Source organism: Pseudomonas sp. NPDC090203, from assembly GCF_044746765.1.
GTDB lineage: Bacteria > Pseudomonadota > Gammaproteobacteria > Pseudomonadales > Pseudomonadaceae > Aquipseudomonas > Aquipseudomonas putida_AD.
The window spans coordinates 176,369-194,342 of record NZ_JBIVCV010000010.1; the positions used below are offsets into that span (position 1 = coordinate 176,369).

The following is a 17,974-nucleotide window of genomic DNA, read 5'->3' on the forward strand; positions in this document are numbered from 1 at the left end:
GACATCGCACATGAGCACTACGACTGCGCGCCCTCTGCTGGGCTGCATCGCCGACGACTTCACAGGCGCCACCGACCTTGCCAACATGCTGGTGCGTGGCGGCATGCGCACCGTGCAAAGCATCGGTATTCCAAGCGCTGAAAGCCTGGCCGAACTGGACGCCGACGCCATCGTCATCGCCCTGAAATCGCGCACCACCCCGGCTGCCGAAGCGGTCGAGGAATCGCTGCAGGCCTTGCAGTGGCTGCGTGATCGTGGCTGCGAGCAGATCTTCTTCAAGTACTGCTCCACCTTCGACTCGACCGCCAAAGGCAACATCGGCCAGGTCAGCGAAGCCCTGCTGCAGGCGCTGGACAGCGACTTCACCCTGGCCTGCCCGGCCTTCCCGGAAAACGGTCGCACGATCTTCCGTGGCCACCTGTTCGTGCAGGATCAACTGCTCAACGAATGCGGCATGCAGAACCACCCGCTGACGCCGATGAGCGACGCGAACCTGGTCCGCGTGTTGCAATCGCAAACCGAAAAGAAAGTCGGCCTGCTGCGCTACGACAGCATCGCCAAGGGCGTTGAAGGCGTGCGTGCGCGCATCGCCGAACTGCGTGCCAACGGCGTGGTCATGGCCATTGCCGACGCACTGTCCGATGCCGACCTGTACACCCTGGGCGAAGCCTGCGCCGACCTGCCGCTGCTGACTGGCGGTTCGGGTCTGGCGCTGGGCCTGCCGGGCAACTTCCGCAAGGCCGGCAAGCTGCGCGACATCGACGCTGCAAAACTTGCGCAGGTTGACGGCGGCGAAGTGGTCCTGGCCGGTAGCGCATCGGTCGCCACCAATGGCCAGGTGGCTGCCTGGCTGGAAGCCGGTCGCCCTGCCCTGCGGATCGATCCGCTGGCGCTGGCCGACGGCAAGCCTGTGGTCGAAGACGCCTTGGCCTTCGCCCGCGATGCCGGTCAGACGGTTCTGATCTACGCCACCAGCAGCCCGGATGAAGTCAAAGCCGTGCAGCAGAAGCTGGGCGTCGAGCGCGCAGGCGCGATGGTTGAAGAGGCGCTGGGCAAGATCGCCAGCGGCCTGCTGAAGGCCGGCGTAAAACGCTTCGTCGTCGCAGGTGGCGAGACCTCGGGCGCGGTGGTTCAAGCGCTGGGCGTGAGCCTGCTGAAAATCGGCGCGCAGATCGATCCGGGCGTTCCGGCGACCATCAGCAGTGGCGACCAGCCGCTGGCACTGGCGCTCAAGTCCGGCAACTTCGGTGGCCGTGACTTCTTCGACAAGGCCCTCAAGCAGTTGGCCGGAGGTGCTGCATGAGTGCCGAAAATAAACTGCGCGAAGAAATCTGCGACATCGGCCGCCTGCTGTTCGGCCGTGGCTATACCGTCGGCAGCGCGGGCAACATCAGTGCACGCCTGGATGACGGCTGGCTGATCACCCCGACCGACGCCTGCCTGGGCCGTCTGGACCCGGCAGCCATCGCCAAGGTCAACCTGGCGGGCGAATGGGTGTCGGGCGACAAGCCGTCGAAAACCCTGATGCTGCACCGCGAAGTCTACGACCGTAACCCAAGCGTTGGCGGCGTGGTGCACACCCACTCCACGCACCTGGTGGCGCTGACCCTGGCCGGCGTCTGGCAGCAGAACGACATCCTTCCGCCCATCACGCCGTATCAGGTGATGAAGGTCGGTCACATCCCGCTCATCAACTACGAGCGCCCGGGCTCGCCGAAAGTCGCCGAACAGGTGGCGAAACTGGCGAACAGCGTGCGCGGCGTGATGCTCGAGCGGTTGGGCCCGGTGGTCTGGGAAAGCTCGGTCGCCAAGGCAGCCTTCGCCCTGGAAGAGCTCGAAGAGACCGCCCGCCTGTGGCTGATGAGCAACCCCAAACCCGAGCCTCTGGACGCAGCGGCGCTGGAAGATCTGCGCCAGGCGTTCGGTGTGAACTGGTAACCCGCTGACAAAGCGTTTGATTGGGGACCGCTTCGGCGGTCTCCGGCTCCCGGCTCGCCGGACAAAAATAACAACAGGACACGACACTCAACATGACTCCTCTGATCCTAATGACCATCGCAGGTGCCGGCATCGCGCTGTTGCTGCTGCTGGTCCTCAAGTACAAATTCCAGCCGTTCGTGGCCCTGATGCTCGTCAGCATCATCGTCGCCCTGGTCGCGGGCGTTAAGCCGGCTGACCTGGTGGCAACCATCGAAGGCGGCATGGGCAAGACCCTGGGCCACATCGCGATCATCATCGCGCTGGGTGCCATGATCGGGCGAATCATCGAGTTGTCCGGCGGCGCCGAGGCGCTGGCCAAGACCCTGATCAACCGCTTCGGCAACAAGCGCACGCCGCTGGCCCTGACCGTCGCCGGTTTCATGGTCGGTATCCCGGTGTTCTTCGAGGTCGGCGTGATCATCCTCATGCCACTGGCCTACGGTGTTGCTCGCGCTGCACGCAAGCCGCTGCTGATCTTCGCCCTGCCGATGTGTGCCGCGCTGCTGTCGGTGCATGCGTTCCTGCCGCCGCATCCGGGCGCTGTCGCCGCTGCCGGGCAACTGGGCGCTGACCTTGGCCGTGTGCTGATGTTCGGTATCCCGATGGTGGCTGTGCTGTGCCTGATCGGTTACGTGATCGCCGGTCGCATGACCCGCAAGACCTACCCGATGACCGACGACATCCGCAGCGAAGTCTACGGTCCGCACATCACCAACGAAGACCTGGTGGCGTGGGCCAACAACGACTACTCCAACACCAAGGAAGCGACCCACACCAAAGAGTTGGGCCTGGAAGAAAGCGCCAGCAGCCTGGCAGCCAAATTGCCCAAGGCTCCGGCACCGGGCGCCGGGATTATCGTTGCGCTGATTCTGCTGCCGATCATCCTGATCCTGCTGGGCACCCTGGCCACCACCATGCTGCCAGCGGATTCGACCCTGCGCAGCGTGCTGACCGTGCTGGGCGCGCCGCTGGTTGCGCTGCTGATCGACACCTTGCTGTGTGCCTGGATCCTGGGTTCGCGCCGTGGCTGGAGCCGCAGCCAGGTGTCCGACGTGATCGGCTCGGCCCTGCCGGGCGTTGCCATGGTGATCCTGATTGCCGGCGCCGGTGGCGTGTTCGGCAAGGTCCTAGTGGACACCGGCATCGGTGCTGTCGTTTCCGAAGCGCTGCGTAACACCGGCCTGCCGGTTCTGGCGCTGGGCTTTATCCTGACGCTGCTGTTGCGCGCCGTGCAAGGCTCGACCACAGTGGCACTGGTGACCACTGCCGGCATCCTCAGCCCACTGATCGCCAGCATGAACCTCTCTGCCAACCACATGGCCCTGCTGTGCCTGGCCATGGGCGGTGGCGGCCTGGCGATGTCGCACATCAACGACGCCGGTTACTGGATGTTCACCAAGCTGGCCGGCCTGAACGTGGGTGACGGCCTGCGCACCTGGACCTTCCTGGTCACCGTGCTCGGCACGCTGGGCTTCTTGATGACCCTGGTGATCTGGCCGTTCGTTTGATACCCCAGGCGGTGTGCGAATCCTGATTGCACGCCGCCTGTCTCTTAGAAGACAGGAGTAAGACATGCCTCGTTTCGCTGCCAACCTCAGCATGCTGTACCCGCAACACGATTTCCTCGACCGCTTCGCTGCTGCGGCGGCGGACGGTTTCGAGGCGGTGGAGTACCTGTTCCCGTACGACTTCACGGCAGCCGAGATCAAACAGCGCCTGGTCGACAACAAACTGACCCAGGCGCTGTTCAACGCACCGCCGGGCGACTGGGCCAAGGGCGAGCGCGGGATTGCCTCGCTGCCGGGTCGTGAGGAAGAGTTTCGCGCAGGCATCCAGAAGGCACTGGAGTACGCCGCCGTGCTGGGCAACGACCGCATTCACGTGATGGCCGGCCTGCTGCCAAGCGAAGAGCTGCGCGAAAAGCACCATGCGGTGTATATCGAGAACCTGCATCATGCAGCGCAGGAAGCGGCCAAGGTCGGCGTGACCGTGCTGATCGAGCCGATCAATACCCGCGACATGCCAGGCTTCTTCCTCAATCGCCAGGACCAGGGCCAGGCGGTGTGCAAGGAAGTCGGTGCCGACAACCTGAAAGTGCAGTTCGACTTCTATCACTGCCAGATCGTCGAAGGCGATGTGATCAGCAAGTTGCGTCGTGATTTCGCAGGCGTGGGCCACATCCAGATCGCGGGCGTGCCGGACCGTCATGAGCCGAATCTGGGCGAAGTGAATTATCCGTGGCTGTTCGAAGAAATCGACCGCTTGGGCTACACCGGCTGGATCGGTTGCGAGTACCGCCCTAAAGGCGATACCAGCGAAGGCCTGCAGTGGCTGCGGGACTGGAAGGCGAAGAACCCTTCCTGACCTCGTTGTGGGAGCGCGCTTGCCCGCGATTGCGGTGTGCCTGTGGCCTCTGTGGTGACTGACAGGCCGCCATCGCGGGCAAGCGCGCTCCTACAAGCGGCGGTCGCGTATTTCGCGCATCCTCACACAACGATCACTCGTTCACCGCCTCATCCTTGAACTGGTCCTTCACGTACGTGATCTCGGTCTTGCCGTGGGGCGCTGGCAAACCGTCTTCGCCCAGGTTCACGAACACCATCTTCTCCACCGTCAGGATGCTCTTGCGAGTGATCTTGTTGCGCACCTGGCAGGTCAGGGTGATCGAGGTGCGGCCAAACTCCGTCGCGGTGATACCCAACTCGATGATGTCGCCCTGGCGCGAGGCGCTGACGAAGTTGATCTCGGAAATGTACTTGGTCACCACCCGCTGGTTACCCAACTGAACGATGGCGTAGATCGCCGCTTCCTCGTCGATCCAGCGCAGCAGGCTGCCCCCGAACAAGGTACCGTTGGGGTTGAGGTCTTCGGGTTTCACCCACTTGCGAGTGTGGAAGTTCATAGGGGGCTCCAGGGCGTTTGGAAAATCGTGGCGTTTGTGCCCCCAAGCTTCAAGCTTCAAGCCCCAAGCTGCAAGTAAAAGCAGATCTGCTTTCACTTGTCGCTTGCAGCTTGCAGCTTATAGCTCAGAAGTTATAATCGCCCCCGCTTCAAAAAACGGTCATCACCACTTGATACCGTTTTCCCGCCACCTGTCCGAGGGGCGCTGCAGCAGGTCAGACCTGTCAGGCTCGGATGGGGCGTTGTTTGTTCAGGTTCGTCTCGAACCGGACAAGCCTTAAACGCACAACGGCGCCCATTCGCACACTACGAATGGAGACTCTTATGAGCGCTGTACAGACGCCCGCCGATTTCAACGATTTCAAGGTTGCCGACATTTCCCTGGCTGCATGGGGCCGTCGCGAGACCATCATCGCTGAGTCCGAAATGCCTGCCCTGATGGGCCTGCGTCGCAAATACGCTGGTGAGCAACCGCTCAAGGGCGCGAAGATTCTCGGCTGCATCCACATGACCATCCAGACTGCCGTGCTGATCGAAACCCTGGTTGCCCTGGGTGCCGAAGTACGCTGGTCGTCGTGCAACATTTTCTCGACTCAGGACCAGGCCGCTGCCGCCATCGCCGCTGCCGGTATCCCTGTCTTCGCCTGGAAAGGCGAGACCGAAGAAGAGTACGAGTGGTGCATCGAGCAGACCATCCTCAAGGACGGTCAGCCATGGGACGCCAACATGATCCTCGACGACGGCGGCGACCTGACCGAGATCCTGCACAAGAAATACCCGGCGATGCTGGACAAGATCCACGGCGTCACCGAAGAAACCACCACTGGCGTACACCGCCTGCTGGACATGCTGGCCAAGGGCGAACTGAAGATCCCTGCGATCAACGTCAACGACTCGGTCACCAAGAGCAAGAACGACAACAAGTACGGCTGCCGTCACAGCCTGAACGACGCCATCAAGCGCGGCACCGACCACCTGCTGTCCGGCAAGCAAGCGCTGGTCATCGGTTACGGTGACGTGGGCAAGGGCTCGGCCCAGTCCCTGCGTCAGGAAGGCATGATCGTGAAGGTCACCGAAGTCGACCCGATCTGCGCCATGCAGGCATGCATGGACGGTTTCGAGCTGGTTTCGCCGTTCATCAACGGTGAAAGCGACGGCACCGAAGCGACCATCGACAAGGCTCTGCTGGGCAAGATCGACCTGATCGTGACCACCACCGGCAACGTCAACGTTTGCGACGCGAACATGCTCAAGGCGCTGAAAAAACGCGCTGTGGTCTGCAACATCGGTCACTTCGACAACGAAATCGACACCGCTTTCATGCGCAAGAACTGGGCATGGGAAGAAGTGAAGCCACAAGTGCACAAGATCCACCGCACAGGCGCAGGCGATTTCGATCCACAGAACGACGACTACCTGATCCTGCTGGCCGAAGGCCGTCTGGTGAACCTGGGCAACGCCACCGGTCACCCAAGCCGCATCATGGACGGCTCGTTCGCCAACCAGGTTCTGGCCCAGATCTTCCTGTTCGACCAGAAGTACGCTGACCTGAGCCCGGCTCAGAAAGCCGAGCGCCTGACCGTCGAAGTTCTGCCGAAAAAGCTGGACGAAGAAGTGGCCCTGGAAATGGTGCGCGGCTTCGGCGGCGTGGTCACCAAACTGACCAAGACCCAGGCCGACTACATCGGCGTGAGCGTCGAAGGTCCGTTCAAGCCGCACGCTTACCGCTACTGATCTGTGTGTTGCACGGCTTGCCCGCCGTTACGGGCAAGCCGCTCACGCATGAACGGCCGCAGCCCTGGTAGGAGCGCGCTTGCCCGCGACCGCGGAGTGTCAGTCGTAATGTTTGTATCTGACACACCGCCGTCGCGGGCAAGCGCGCTCCTACGGGGGCAGGCGTAAGGTTTACGAGTTCCCCAGGATACGACCATGTCCCAAGACCGTCGCTACAGCTTCGAGTTCTTCCCGACGAAGACCGACGCTGGTCATGAAAAACTGATGGCTGTCGCCCGCACGCTGGCCAGCTACAACCCACACTTCTTCTCCTGCACCTACGGTGCCGGTGGGTCCACGCGCGAGCGCACGATCAACACCGTGCTGCAGCTGGAAAAAGAAGTGAATATCCCGTCGGCGCCGCATTTGTCGTGCGTCGGTGACAGCAAGGCCGACCTGCGCGGCCTGCTGACGCAATACAAGGATGCGGGCATCAAACGCATCGTCGCCCTGCGCGGCGACCTGCCTTCGGGCATGGGCATTTCCGGCGGTGAGTTGCCTCACGCCAGTGATCTGGTGACGTTCATCCGCGAAGAAACCGGCAACCATTTCGAAATCGAAGTCGCCGCCTACCCGGAAATGCACCCACAGGCGCGCAACTTCGAAGACGACCTGAAGAACTTCGTGCGTAAGGCCAACGCCGGTGCCAACAGCGCGATCACCCAGTATTTCTTCAACGCCGACAGCTACTTCTACTTCGTCGAGCGCGTGCAGAAGATGGGCGTGAACATCCCGATCGTGCCGGGCATCATGCCCATCACCAACTACAGCAAACTGGCACGTTTCTCCGACGCCTGCGGCGCAGAGATCCCACGCTGGATCCGCAAGCAACTGGAAGCCTACGGCGATGATGCGGCGAGCATCCAGGCGTTTGGCGAACAGGTCGTGACGCAAATGTGCGAGCAATTGTTGCAAGGCGGCGCACCGGGCCTGCACTTCTATACGATGAACCAGACTGAACCTAGCCTGTCGATCTGGAACAATCTCAAACTGCCCCGCTGAACGGTTTGAATCTGTCTCGAACATGCCGGTCACTATAGGGTAATGTTCGCACGGCAGGCTGATAGTACATGGCCTGCCAGTGCCTGACCGAGACGGATATCCAAGCAGTTGACTTCATTCAATAACATCTCTTCCCGCCCGCAGCTGGTCTACCTGGTATTCGGTGCCGACACCTACCACCAGGAAGCAGTCTTCAGCATTGCGAGCGCCCTGGCAAAAGCCGGTGATACAACCGAGCGTCCCTTCGACATTCAAGTCTTCAGCGACAACCCAGAACCCTATCGTCATCTGCCGGTGCGCGTACGCGCCATCGATGCCGAGATGCGTCGCCAGTGGAGCGGGCCGCACCATTATCACTTCCGCTGCAAACATGTCGTTGCGCGGATGGTGCTGCAGGAGTCGGAAAAAGCGATCCTGATCGACACCGACACCTTCTTCCACGCAAGCCCCATGGCGCTGTTCGAACGTGTTCAGCCAGGCACGTTGCTGTGCAACGCCTTTCAACTGCGCTATGCCGATTGCAAGGGCACCATCCTCTACACCGCACTGGCCGAAACCCTGGCGCAGCGCGGCCTGGCCGATGATGAAATGTCGCTGGTGAACTCCGGCGTGATCGGGCTCACACATCAGGACATGGCGCTGCTCGACAGCTCCATCGCATTGATGGACGAGTTCTTCCCCATCACCCCCGGCGCCTACACGCTGGAGGAATTCTGCCTGGGCGTTGCCGCCTACCGCTCGATGAAAGTCGATCAGTGCACCGACCTGATCCACCATTACTGGAGCCGCAAGCAGCTGTTTCGCGCCAAGGTTCGCGCCTGGCTGGGCAAGCACGGTCACGCTCCGCTCAGCGCCCAGGCCCTGCACGACACCGGCAATGTCTCGGCACAGTTGCCGCGGCCCGGTACCTGGCAGCGCCTGGTCTACAAGAGCGCGACCCTCGCGGTGCCACAGCCGCAGCGCCAGTTCGTACGTGAAGTGCTGTACGGCTGCTGTGAGTACCCGAACGAATTCGATCGCGCCTGCTCCGCCGTCTGGTGGGAAAAGGCCTTCAGCAACGCCGAACGACGGATGCAGGGTCCCATCCCGCCAGCGCAGCTCCAGCAATGGCTGGAGCACTGGGCAGTGCGCAGGCTGCTTGGCCGTCGGCGTACCGCCATCTACCAGCATCTGGTCAAGGTGCAGCGCTCGGCCTGATCGACCACAGGCGGCGCGAGCGATCTCTTGCGCCGCCCCTTCTATTTGGCGGGCGAGCATCGTACTCTCGCGCCATGCCCCTGAACCTGCGACTGCTATGCGCCGCCCTTCTCGTCTGCCTGAGCTTCACCGCTCTGGGCGAAAGGCTGCGTCTTGTCACCGAACCCTGGGCGCCCTATGTGATGGTCGATGGCCAGGAGGCGTCGGGGCTGGACTACGAGATGACCACCATCGTCTTCAAGCGCCTGGGGATCGACGTGCAGTGGCAGTTCCTGCCCTGGAAGCGTTGCCTGTTGATGCTTGAGCAGGGTGAAGCCGACGGCGTGCTGGACATTCTCAAGCTGCCCGAACGCGATAACCTGCTGCTGTACCCGAACGAGCCGCTGTCCGAGATCAACTGGGTGCTGTTTCAGGCCAAGGCCCGCCCGCACCGGTTCGAGCGCATGGAGGACCTGACCGGGTTGACCGTCGGGGTATCCCCCGGCTACCAGTACAGCCCGGAATTCGACGCCTCGACCCTGTTCATCCGGGAGCCGGCGCCCACCCACGAGGCCAACTTCGGCAAGCTGGCCCGTGGCCGCGTCGATCTGGTGGTGACCGAGCGTCTGGTCGGCCAACAGATGATCGACAAGCTCAAGCTGCGCGACGAGATCAGCGAAGTGCCCAACGTGATTGCCCGCCAGGACCTGTACCTGGCGGTGCGGCGCAACGTCGGCATGGATCTGCTGGTGCAGCGCTTCGGCGCCGAACTCAAGCGCTTCAAGCGTGAACCGGCCTATGCCGAGCTGGTGGCGCGTTACACCGGGGAGCTGCCGCCGGCCCCGGCAACCACGCAAACGGCCGACGGGCATGATAAAACCGTTGAGCAGCACGAACGCAGCGAGTTGTGATTGCTCTGTTATACTCCCGCGATCCCGCCAGGCTCACGCCCGGATGCTCGGTCTCACAGAAGACTTCTCGAACACGTCAGCAGCGCATTTTCTTTCACCCGCGCCCTGCCCCGAGTTGAACTTACAGACCCCGGGACTGCGCCCTTCGAACTCTTTTTCGCGCCGAGCACCTCACTTCTATTCGGGCCCATTGCCCCAACTTAAGACAGGATTACTCATGTCCTTTGCTTCCCTCGGTCTCTCCGAGGCTTTAGTCAGCGCCATCGAGGCGGCTGGCTATTCCCAGCCTACGCCAGTGCAACAGCGGGCTATCCCCGCCGTGTTGCAAGGCCGCGATCTGATGGTCGCCGCACAGACAGGTACTGGTAAAACCGGTGGTTTCGCTCTCCCTATCCTGGAGCGCCTGTTCCCCAACGGTCACCCGGACAAATCCCAGCGTCACGGCCCGCGCCAACCGCGCGTACTGGTCCTGACCCCAACCCGTGAACTTGCAGCCCAGGTCCACGACAGCTTCAAGATCTACGCCAAGAACCTGAAGTTCGTCAGCGCCTGCATTTTCGGCGGCGTCGGCATGAACCCCCAGGTGCAGGCCATGGCCCGTGGCGTCGACGTTCTGGTCGCCTGCCCCGGCCGCCTGCTGGACCTGGCAGGCCAGGGCAGCGTCGATCTGTCCCACGTTGAAATCCTGGTCCTGGACGAAGCCGACCGCATGCTCGACATGGGCTTCGTTCACGACGTGAAGAAAGTCCTCGCGCGCCTGCCGGCCAAGCGTCAGAACCTGCTGTTCTCGGCCACTTTCTCGGCCGACATCACCGCCCTTGCAGGCAAGCTGCTGCATGACCCGGAGCGCATCGAAGTCACGCCGCCGAACACCACGGTCGAGCGCATCGAACAACGCGTCTTCCGCCTGCCGGCCAACCACAAGCGTTCGCTGCTGGCGCACCTGATCACCCAGGGCGCGTGGGAACAGGTGCTGGTCTTCACCCGCACCAAGCACGGCGCCAACCGCCTGGCCGAGTACCTGGACAAGCACGGCCTGAGCGCCGTCGCGATCCACGGCAACAAGAGCCAGAACGCCCGCACCAAGGCCCTGGCCGATTTCAAGGCCGGCACCGTGCGCATCATGGTCGCGACCGACATCGCCGCCCGTGGCCTGGACATCGACCAACTGCCTCACGTGGTCAACTTCGAACTGCCTAACGTCGACGAAGACTACGTGCACCGCATCGGTCGTACCGGCCGTGCTGGCCGCAGCGGCGAGGCGATCTCGCTGGTCGCGCCGGACGAAGAGAAGCTGCTCAAGAGCATCGAGCGCATGACCAGGCAGAAGATCGCCGACGGCGATCTGATGGGCTTCGACATCAACTCGGTCGAAGCGGAAAAGCCTGAAGTGCGCGAACGCCCGGACGTGCGCAACCCGCGCAACGGTCGTGGCCCGCGTGGCGACGGTCCTAACGGCGGCGGCGGTGGTGGCGGTCGCAAGGACAAAGGCAAAGACAAGGGCAAGGACAAGGAAAAACCGGCTGCCGCAACCGCCTCCGAAGGCGAGCGTCCTGCGCGCAACCAGCAGCGCCGGCAGAAGCCGCGTCAGGGCACGCCATCCGGCGAAGCGCGTCAGGCCCAGCCGCAACCGGCCCCGCGCGCCAATCGCGATCCGGAAGAGTTCCTGGACGACGAAGTCGACAACTTCGGCAACCGCGCCGACTACGTCAGCCCCTACCAGGGCAAGAACCAGCAAGGCCGCGGCCGTCGTCCGGGCGCTCCGGCCACCGGCACCGCGCCTGCTCCACGGGGTCAGGGCCAGGGTCGCAGCAACCCGCGTGGTGGCAGCGCTTCGAACGGCAGCACCTCGGGTGGTGCTCGTTCGGGTGGTGGCGCCAGCACCGGTTCAGGCGAAAAACGCGGCGGTTCGCGCACAGGCCAAGGCCGTCGCGAAGATCAGCCACGCAACCGCCGCCCGGCGCGTGACGATCAGCCTGCGCGCCAAGAGCCAGCCGTTCGCGGCCCTCGCGATGGCCAGCCTGGTCCGAAGATCATGCACAAAGAGTCCAAGGTTGACCGTTTCCCGTCTGCCGAACTGCTCGACCAACTACCAAGCCGCCCGCGCGGTGAAAAGCCGGCCTTGCTGACGCGTAACCGCGAAGGCTAAGCCCTCAGGCAGAAACGAAAACGCCCCGACTGGTTCGGGGCGTTTTTGTATCTGCTATGTAGGAGCGCGCTTGCCCGCGATTGCGGCGTGTCAGTCACCTTTGAAATGTCTGCCTTGACGCCGTCGCGGGCAAGCGCGCTCCTACAAATTGCCGTACTGCGTTGTTACTTGGCTTTGACGCCTTCGAACGAGATTTCGAAGTTGACGACGTCAGACGCTGGACCCAGGTCCATCATCTTGCCGAAATCCGAACGCTTGATCGAAGTGGTGCCATTGAAGCCAGCGCGGTAGCCGCCCCATGGGTCCTTGCCTTCGCCGTTGAAGGTGGCCTTGATCACGACCGGCTTGGTCACGCCGTGCAGGGTCAGGTCGCCTTCTACGTCAGCAGTGGTCTTGCCATCGGCGTTCTTGCCAACGTTGGTGACCTTGGTGGAGACGAACTTGGCGTCAGGGTAGGTAGCGACGTCCAGGAAGTCCTTGCTGCTGATGTGCTTGTTACGCTCGGCGTGGTTGGTGTCGACGCTGGCGGTCTTGATGTCGATGCTGATCTTGCTGTCTTCAGGCTTGGCAGCATCGAAGCTGAAGTTACCGGTCCAGTCCTTGAAGGTACCGTGGATGAAGCTATAGCCCAGGTGGCTGATGGTGAAGTCGATGAAGGCGTGCTGGCCTTCTTTATCGATGGTGTAGTCAGCCGCCATTGCCTGGCCTGCCGACAGCAGCGCGGAACCGATGGCCAGTGCAGCAAGTGTCTTTTTCAACATACGTCGTCTTCCTATGGTTCAGTTGAGAAGCGTCAGGCCTTGCGGCCAAGCATACGAATAAGCGTCGCATCACGGTCGATGAAGTGATGCTTGAGGGCGGCCAGACCATGAAGTACAGCGAAGATCACCAGGGTCCAGGCCAGGTACAGGTGCACTTCGCCAGCAACGTCCGCCTGGTCGGGCAGTCCGCTGATCAGCGCAGGCACTTCAAACAGTCCGAACACCGGAATACCGACACCTTCTGCGGTGGAAATCAGGTATCCGGCAAACATCACCAGGAACAGGTCCAGATACAGGAACGCGTGCCCCAGTGTCGCCGCGACCCGCACGAACCGGCTATGGTTGGCCGGAGGCGGCGGTGGCGGGCTGACGAAACGCCAGACCACACGGATCAGCATGAACAGAAACAGCGTGATCCCGATGCTCTTGTGCAGATCAGGACCGGCCTTGCGCCAGGTGTCGTAGTAACCGAGCCCGACCATCCACAAGCCCAGCGCGAACAACCCGAAAACCGTCAGCGCCACGCCCCAGTGCAGAACAATGCTGACCCAGCCATAGCGAGAAGAAGAGTTGCGTAACTGCATGGTAGAGATCCTGTAAAAGCAGCCCTTGAAGCTGCGAGAAAGACTAGCGGTTTACCTATCGAAAGAAAGCGCAAAATTTTGCTCTGAAATATCAGGAAATACGATGGGAAAATCCCGTCATATTTTTCTCCATGGCCGATTAACGCAACGTTACGGTCGCAGCGAACATTCCCCTCGTAGCAGCACGGCTTGCCGGCGGGAGCGATCTCACTGCCGCCCCCGCTGGCAAGCCATGCTGCTACGGTTTGGCGTCGATCCGAACCTCATAGATAACAACACTCTAGACGCTGGGCTTATTCGCCAGGCGAAAAAAAAGGCGCGGTCTCAAACCGCGCCTTTCTCATTGCCAGCACTCAGCGATCAGTTCTTGCTGTCCGCTGCCGGAGCCGCCTTGTCGGTCGCAGCCTTGGCTGGCGCCTTTTTCGCGGCGTCAGTCTTGGCAGGTGCCTTGTGGGTGGTGGCAGGCTTGGCCGGAGCCTTTTTCACAGGTTCCTTCTTGGCCGGTTCTTTCTTGGCCGGTGCCTTTTTCGCGGGCTCAACCACCGCAGGCTTGGCCGGCTCGACCGCAGGCGCAGGCGGCGGAGTCACTGGTGCTGGTGCAGGCGCAGGGGCCGGTGCTGGAGCAGGCTCTGGTGCCTTCTCGGCCGGTTTGGCTTCAGGCTTGGAACCACCAAACATGTTCGAGAAGAAGCCGCCAATGCCGCCGCCGCTTTCCTTCGGTGCTGCGTCAGGCGCTTTCGGTGGCGCAACTTTCACAGGCTCGAAAGACTTGCCGGCCGCCAGGTCCTGAACCTGCCCGGCAGCGCGCTGACCGGTGCGCAATGCGCCCTCCAGCGTGCCTGGGTACAGGGCGTCGGTGTGCTCACCGGCGAACGCAATGCGCTGCAGCGGCTTTTCCCACAGGCGCCAGTATTTGCTGATCTGCCCCGGACCAAACGCCAGGTAGGCACCGCCCGTGGAAGGATCGACGCTGGAGCGACGGATTTCATAACCGGTAAACGCGCCACGGGCCTGCGGGTAGAACGCATGCAGGCGAATCAGCACCTGGTCCACCATCTGCTTGTCGCCAAAGGCCTGCATGATGCGGGCGTTGTCGCCGGACAGGTTGATGACCGCGTTGGCACCGCCCTTCAGGGCAGGCTCGATCCACAGCATGCCAAGGCCGGTGTTGCTGTAGATTTCACCGGACATGCGCGCCTTGCTGTCCCAAACCGGCGTCTTGAACTTGAGCATGATCTGGTCATGCCAGCCGTAGTTGGTGCTCTTGATCGCGCCCTGATGCTGGGCGTCCAGCGCCGGGGTCAGCTGAATCTTGCTCAGCGCGCGCAATGGCACGGCCAGTACCACGTACTCGGCTTCATAGCCTACCGCGCCGACCTTGACGGTCACGCCGTCCTTGTCCTGGTTGATGGCCGATACCGGCGAGTTGGTCTTGATGACTTTCAGCTGTTTGACGAACTCTTCAGCCAGCACCGCACTGCCGCCCGGCAGGCGTGCTGCACGACGGTCACGATCCTCGACATTGCGATTGACCCGCGACTGCTGTGCGAAATACAGCAGCGACAGGCGCGAAGGTTCGTCGTAACGGGTACGAATCTGCTGATTGATGAGCTGGCGCGCAGTCGGCGGCAGGTTCAGGCGATCCAGCCAGTTGGCGACGTTGATCTGGTCCAGCGCGAACAGCGTGCTGTTGGCGGCCGGGTTTTCGGGATCGGTGATCGAACGGGCCATGTCGTCCAGCGCAGTTTCATAGCGCTTGATGGCTTCGGCAGTGGCCGGTTGTTTGGTCGCAAGATCGGCGGCGGAGAAGTACTCGCCTTCGATCAGGTAACCCGGCGTGCGCACGAACTCTGGCGCAGGCACGGGTTTGAGCTTGAAGCGCTCCAGGTACTGGTTGAGCACCGGCTGCGCCTTGGCGTTGCCGATCCACTCGCTACCGGCCAGGCCAGATCGACCGCCAACCGCGGGCTTGGCTTCCAGCAGGGTGACTTGCCAGCCCTTGTTCTGCAGCTCATAAGCCGCCGTCAGGCCTGCCAGGCCACCCCCGACGACAATCGCCGTATGCGGCTTATCCACAGCCTGCGCGTGCGCGCTGACCAGCCCAACCATCACCAGCGCACAGGCGCGCAGCCAACCAGAAAGCATTTAGCGAACTCCGGAATAAAACGAGGGAAGGGGCGGATTTTCTTGTTCGCGCCTTCAAAGAGCGCGAAGGATACGCCAGCCGTGAAAGGCCCGCCAGCACTGCGCGCAGGGCCGATTTCTGGCGTCAGCCAAGCGTTTGAAAATACGCTAAAGGTTGTCCCTGTCCGACGCATTGCATAGGCTTGCGCGATTGTTTGCCCTCGCGTCATGCGAGTCGTCACCGGGAGATTAAAGATGGGCCTCAACGATCAGTGGATGCAACGCGACTTGAAAGTCCTGTGGCACCCCTGCACCCAGATGAAAGACCATGAAAAGCTGCCGCTGATCCCGATCAAGCGCGGCGAAGGCGTGTGGCTCGAAGATTTCGAGGGCAAGCGTTACCTGGACGCAGTCAGTTCCTGGTGGGTCAACGTGTTCGGCCACGCCAACCCGCGCATCAACCAGCGCATCAAGGATCAGGTCGACCAACTGGAACACGTGATTCTGGCAGGTTTCAGCCATCAACCGGTGATCGAGCTGTCGGAGCGCCTGGTGGCCATGACGCCGGAAGGGCTGACGCGGTGCTTCTACGCCGATAACGGTTCGTCCTGCATCGAAGTCGCGCTGAAAATGAGCTTTCACTACTGGCTCAATCGCGGCAAGCCGGCCAAGAAACGCTTCGTGACCCTGACCAACAGCTACCACGGCGAAACCGTCGCGGCAATGTCGGTGGGCGATGTGCCGCTGTTCACTGAAACCTACAAAGCGCTGCTGATGGACACCATCAAGGTGCCGAGCCCCGACTGCTATCACCGCCCTGAAGGCGTGAGCTGGGAAGAGCACACCCGCACCATGTTCGCGGTGATGGAACAGACCCTGGCCGAGCATCACGACACCATCGCCGCGGTCATCATCGAGCCGCTGATCCAGGGCGCCGGCGGCATGCGCATGTACGATCCGATCTACCTCAAGCTGCTGCGCGAGGCCTGTGATCGTTATGGCGTGCACCTGATCCACGACGAAATCGCGGTGGGCTTCGGTCGCACCGGCACCATGTTCGCCTGCGAGCAGGCCGGCATACGTCCGGACTTCCTGTGCCTGTCCAAGGCGCTGACCGGCGGCTACCTGCCGCTTGCGGCGTGCATCACCACCGATGACGTCTACGACGCCTTCTACGACGAATACCCGACCCTGCGCGCCTTCCTGCACTCCCACAGCTACACCGGCAATCCGCTGGCCTGTGCGGCGGCGCTGGCGACGCTGGACATCTTCGAGCAAGACAACGTCATCGAGAACAACAAGGCGCTGGCCCAGCGCATGAAGACCGCGACCGCGCACCTGGCCGATCACCCCAACGTCGCCGAAGTGCGCCAGACCGGGATGGCCGTTGCCATCGAGATGGTCCAGGACAAGGCCAGCAAGGCGGCCTACCCTTGGCAGGAGCGACGCGGCCTGAAAGTCTTCGAACACGCCCTGACCCGTGGCGCGCTGCTGCGTCCGCTGGGCAGCGTGGTGTACTTCCTGCCGCCCTACGTGATCACCCCGGAGCAGATCGACTTCCTGGCCGAAGTGGCCAGCGAAGGCATCGACATCGCGACCCGCAGCAGCGTCAGTGTGGCGGTGCGGGAGAACTTCCACCCGGACTTCCGTGATCCGGGCTGACAGCCCACACGAATGATGATGGTTTCCACGCTCCGCGTTGGGGGCCATCAATTAATCCTGTAGGAGCGCGCTTGCCCGCGACTGCGATATGCCTGTGCCAAATGCGCAATCTGACACACCGCTATCGCGGGCAAGCGCGCTCCTACGAATGACCGCGTTGCATTCAACATCTTCAGAGAAACAACCATGAGACTCTCCCGCTTTTTCATCGACGCCCCCCTGAGCATCGGCGAGCACGAACTGCCAGAAGCCCAGGCGCATTACATCGGCCGGGTGCTGCGCATGGCTGTGGGCGATGCCGTGCAGCTGTTCGACGGCTCCGGGACGGAGTTTCGCGCAACGCTCACCGAGGTCGGCAAGAAACAGGTGCGCGTGCAGGTGACCGAGGGCTTTGCGGGGATGGCGGAATCGCCCCTGCAGATCCACCTGGGCCAGGGCCTGTCTCGCGGCGAGCGCATGGACTGGGCGATCCAGAAGGCCACCGAGCTTGGCGTTACCCAGATCACCCCGATCATCAGCGAACGCTGCGAAGTACGGTTAAAAGATGAGCGGGCCGAAAAGCGTCAGGCCCACTGGCAGCAGATTGCGATCAGCGCGTGCGAGCAGTGCGGGCGCTCGGTGGTGCCGGTGGTCAATCCGCCGGTGACCTTGGCCGACTGGCTCAAGCACACCCAGGCCGCCCTGAAACTGGTGCTGCATCCGGTGGCCGAGCCGTTGGTCAGCCATGCCAAGCCTGCAAGCCTGGCGTTTCTGATCGGGCCCGAAGGCGGCTTGAACGATGCCGAGGTGGATCAGGCGCAAGACGCCGGCTTCCACGCCGCCCGCCTCGGCCCGCGCGTGCTGCGCACCGAAACCGCCCCGGTCGTGGCCCTGAGCGTCGCGCAGCAGTTGTGGGGGGATTTCTGAGGGAAAGTCTCCTTCGGGACCCACCCAACATTTCATCTGTTCTCC

General features: G+C 62.3%; 15 protein-coding genes and 1 riboswitch. Of the genes, 11 read left to right on the plus strand and 4 right to left on the minus strand.

Annotated elements, in window-relative coordinates:
- Positions 1–10 precede the first annotated feature (10 nt).
- The 4 genes from otnK (at position 11) to otnI (ending at position 4,344) form a co-directional block, all read left to right on the plus strand.
- Positions 11–1,303 carry a 3-oxo-tetronate kinase gene (otnK, locus tag ACIPO9_RS18560; RefSeq protein WP_400782673.1) on the plus strand — a complete coding sequence of 431 codons (1,293 nt, stop codon included), beginning with the start codon at positions 11–13 and terminating at the stop codon, positions 1,301–1,303.
- Positions 1,300–1,938 (plus strand): aldolase, encoded by a 639-nt coding sequence (locus ACIPO9_RS18565; RefSeq protein WP_400608680.1) that lies wholly within the window; start codon positions 1,300–1,302, stop codon positions 1,936–1,938. Before otnK ends, ACIPO9_RS18565 begins: the two co-directional genes overlap by 4 nt.
- Before the next feature lie 92 nt (positions 1,939–2,030).
- Positions 2,031–3,488: an SLC13 family permease gene (locus ACIPO9_RS18570; protein ID WP_400782675.1), complete on the plus strand. Its 1,458-nt coding sequence runs from the start codon at positions 2,031–2,033 to the stop codon at positions 3,486–3,488.
- Between the two features lie 64 nt (positions 3,489–3,552).
- Positions 3,553–4,344 carry a 2-oxo-tetronate isomerase gene (otnI, locus tag ACIPO9_RS18575; RefSeq protein ID WP_400782677.1) on the plus strand — a complete coding sequence of 264 codons (792 nt, stop codon included), beginning with the start codon at positions 3,553–3,555 and terminating at the stop codon, positions 4,342–4,344.
- Between the two features lie 133 nt (positions 4,345–4,477).
- Here otnI and ACIPO9_RS18580 read toward each other — a convergent pair whose 3' ends face one another.
- Positions 4,478–4,882, minus strand: a complete 405-nt coding sequence (locus tag ACIPO9_RS18580; protein WP_274131613.1) for an acyl-CoA thioesterase — start codon at positions 4,880–4,882, stop codon at positions 4,478–4,480.
- A 190-nt stretch (positions 4,883–5,072) separates the two neighbouring features.
- Positions 5,073–5,185, plus strand: a riboswitch (S-adenosyl-L-homocysteine riboswitch).
- 20 nt (positions 5,186–5,205) lie between these two features.
- Here ACIPO9_RS18580 and ahcY point away from each other — a divergent pair.
- The 5 genes from ahcY to ACIPO9_RS18605 all read left to right on the plus strand — a co-directional run bounded on the left by ahcY (position 5,206) and on the right by ACIPO9_RS18605 (position 11,892).
- Entirely contained in the window at positions 5,206–6,615 is a 1,410-nt protein-coding gene (ahcY, locus tag ACIPO9_RS18585; RefSeq protein WP_400608683.1) for an adenosylhomocysteinase, read from the plus strand.
- 195 nt (positions 6,616–6,810) lie between these two features.
- Positions 6,811–7,656 (plus strand): methylenetetrahydrofolate reductase [NAD(P)H], encoded by an 846-nt coding sequence (metF, locus tag ACIPO9_RS18590; protein WP_400782680.1) that lies wholly within the window; start codon positions 6,811–6,813, stop codon positions 7,654–7,656.
- 108 nt (positions 7,657–7,764) lie between these two features.
- Positions 7,765–8,853, plus strand: coding sequence for a hypothetical protein (locus tag ACIPO9_RS18595; protein ID WP_400782682.1), 1,089 nt, complete (start codon positions 7,765–7,767; stop codon positions 8,851–8,853).
- Positions 8,854–8,927: 74 nt separating this feature from the next.
- Positions 8,928–9,743: an ABC transporter substrate-binding protein gene (locus ACIPO9_RS18600; protein WP_274131617.1), complete on the plus strand. Its 816-nt coding sequence runs from the start codon at positions 8,928–8,930 to the stop codon at positions 9,741–9,743.
- A gap of 217 nt (positions 9,744–9,960) precedes the next feature.
- A complete protein-coding gene (locus tag ACIPO9_RS18605; protein ID WP_400782683.1) occupies positions 9,961–11,892 on the plus strand; it encodes a DEAD/DEAH box helicase in 1,932 nt (643 codons plus the stop codon).
- Between the two features lie 164 nt (positions 11,893–12,056).
- On the opposite strand, the gene ACIPO9_RS18610 is transcribed toward ACIPO9_RS18605, so the two are convergent.
- The 3 genes from ACIPO9_RS18610 to ACIPO9_RS18620 form a co-directional block, all read right to left on the minus strand.
- The gene (locus ACIPO9_RS18610; RefSeq protein ID WP_274131619.1) at positions 12,057–12,653 is read right to left on the minus strand and encodes a YceI family protein; all 597 of its coding nucleotides are present in this window, start codon (positions 12,651–12,653) and stop codon (positions 12,057–12,059) included.
- A gap of 32 nt (positions 12,654–12,685) precedes the next feature.
- Positions 12,686–13,237 carry a cytochrome b gene (locus ACIPO9_RS18615; protein ID WP_274131620.1) on the minus strand — a complete coding sequence of 184 codons (552 nt, stop codon included), beginning with the start codon at positions 13,235–13,237 and terminating at the stop codon, positions 12,686–12,688.
- 360 nt (positions 13,238–13,597) lie between these two features.
- A complete protein-coding gene (locus ACIPO9_RS18620; RefSeq protein WP_400782686.1) occupies positions 13,598–15,382 on the minus strand; it encodes an FAD-dependent oxidoreductase in 1,785 nt (594 codons plus the stop codon).
- A 234-nt stretch (positions 15,383–15,616) separates the two neighbouring features.
- Between ACIPO9_RS18620 and ACIPO9_RS18625 the strand changes: the two genes are divergently transcribed.
- On the plus strand, positions 15,617–17,023 hold the full coding sequence (locus ACIPO9_RS18625; protein WP_400782688.1) for an adenosylmethionine--8-amino-7-oxononanoate transaminase: 1,407 nt from the start codon (positions 15,617–15,619) through the stop codon (positions 17,021–17,023).
- 186 nt (positions 17,024–17,209) lie between these two features.
- Complete coding sequence (locus ACIPO9_RS18630; RefSeq protein ID WP_400782690.1) at positions 17,210–17,929, plus strand: 16S rRNA (uracil(1498)-N(3))-methyltransferase; 720 nt, start codon at positions 17,210–17,212, stop codon at positions 17,927–17,929.
- Positions 17,930–17,974 lie beyond the last annotated feature (45 nt).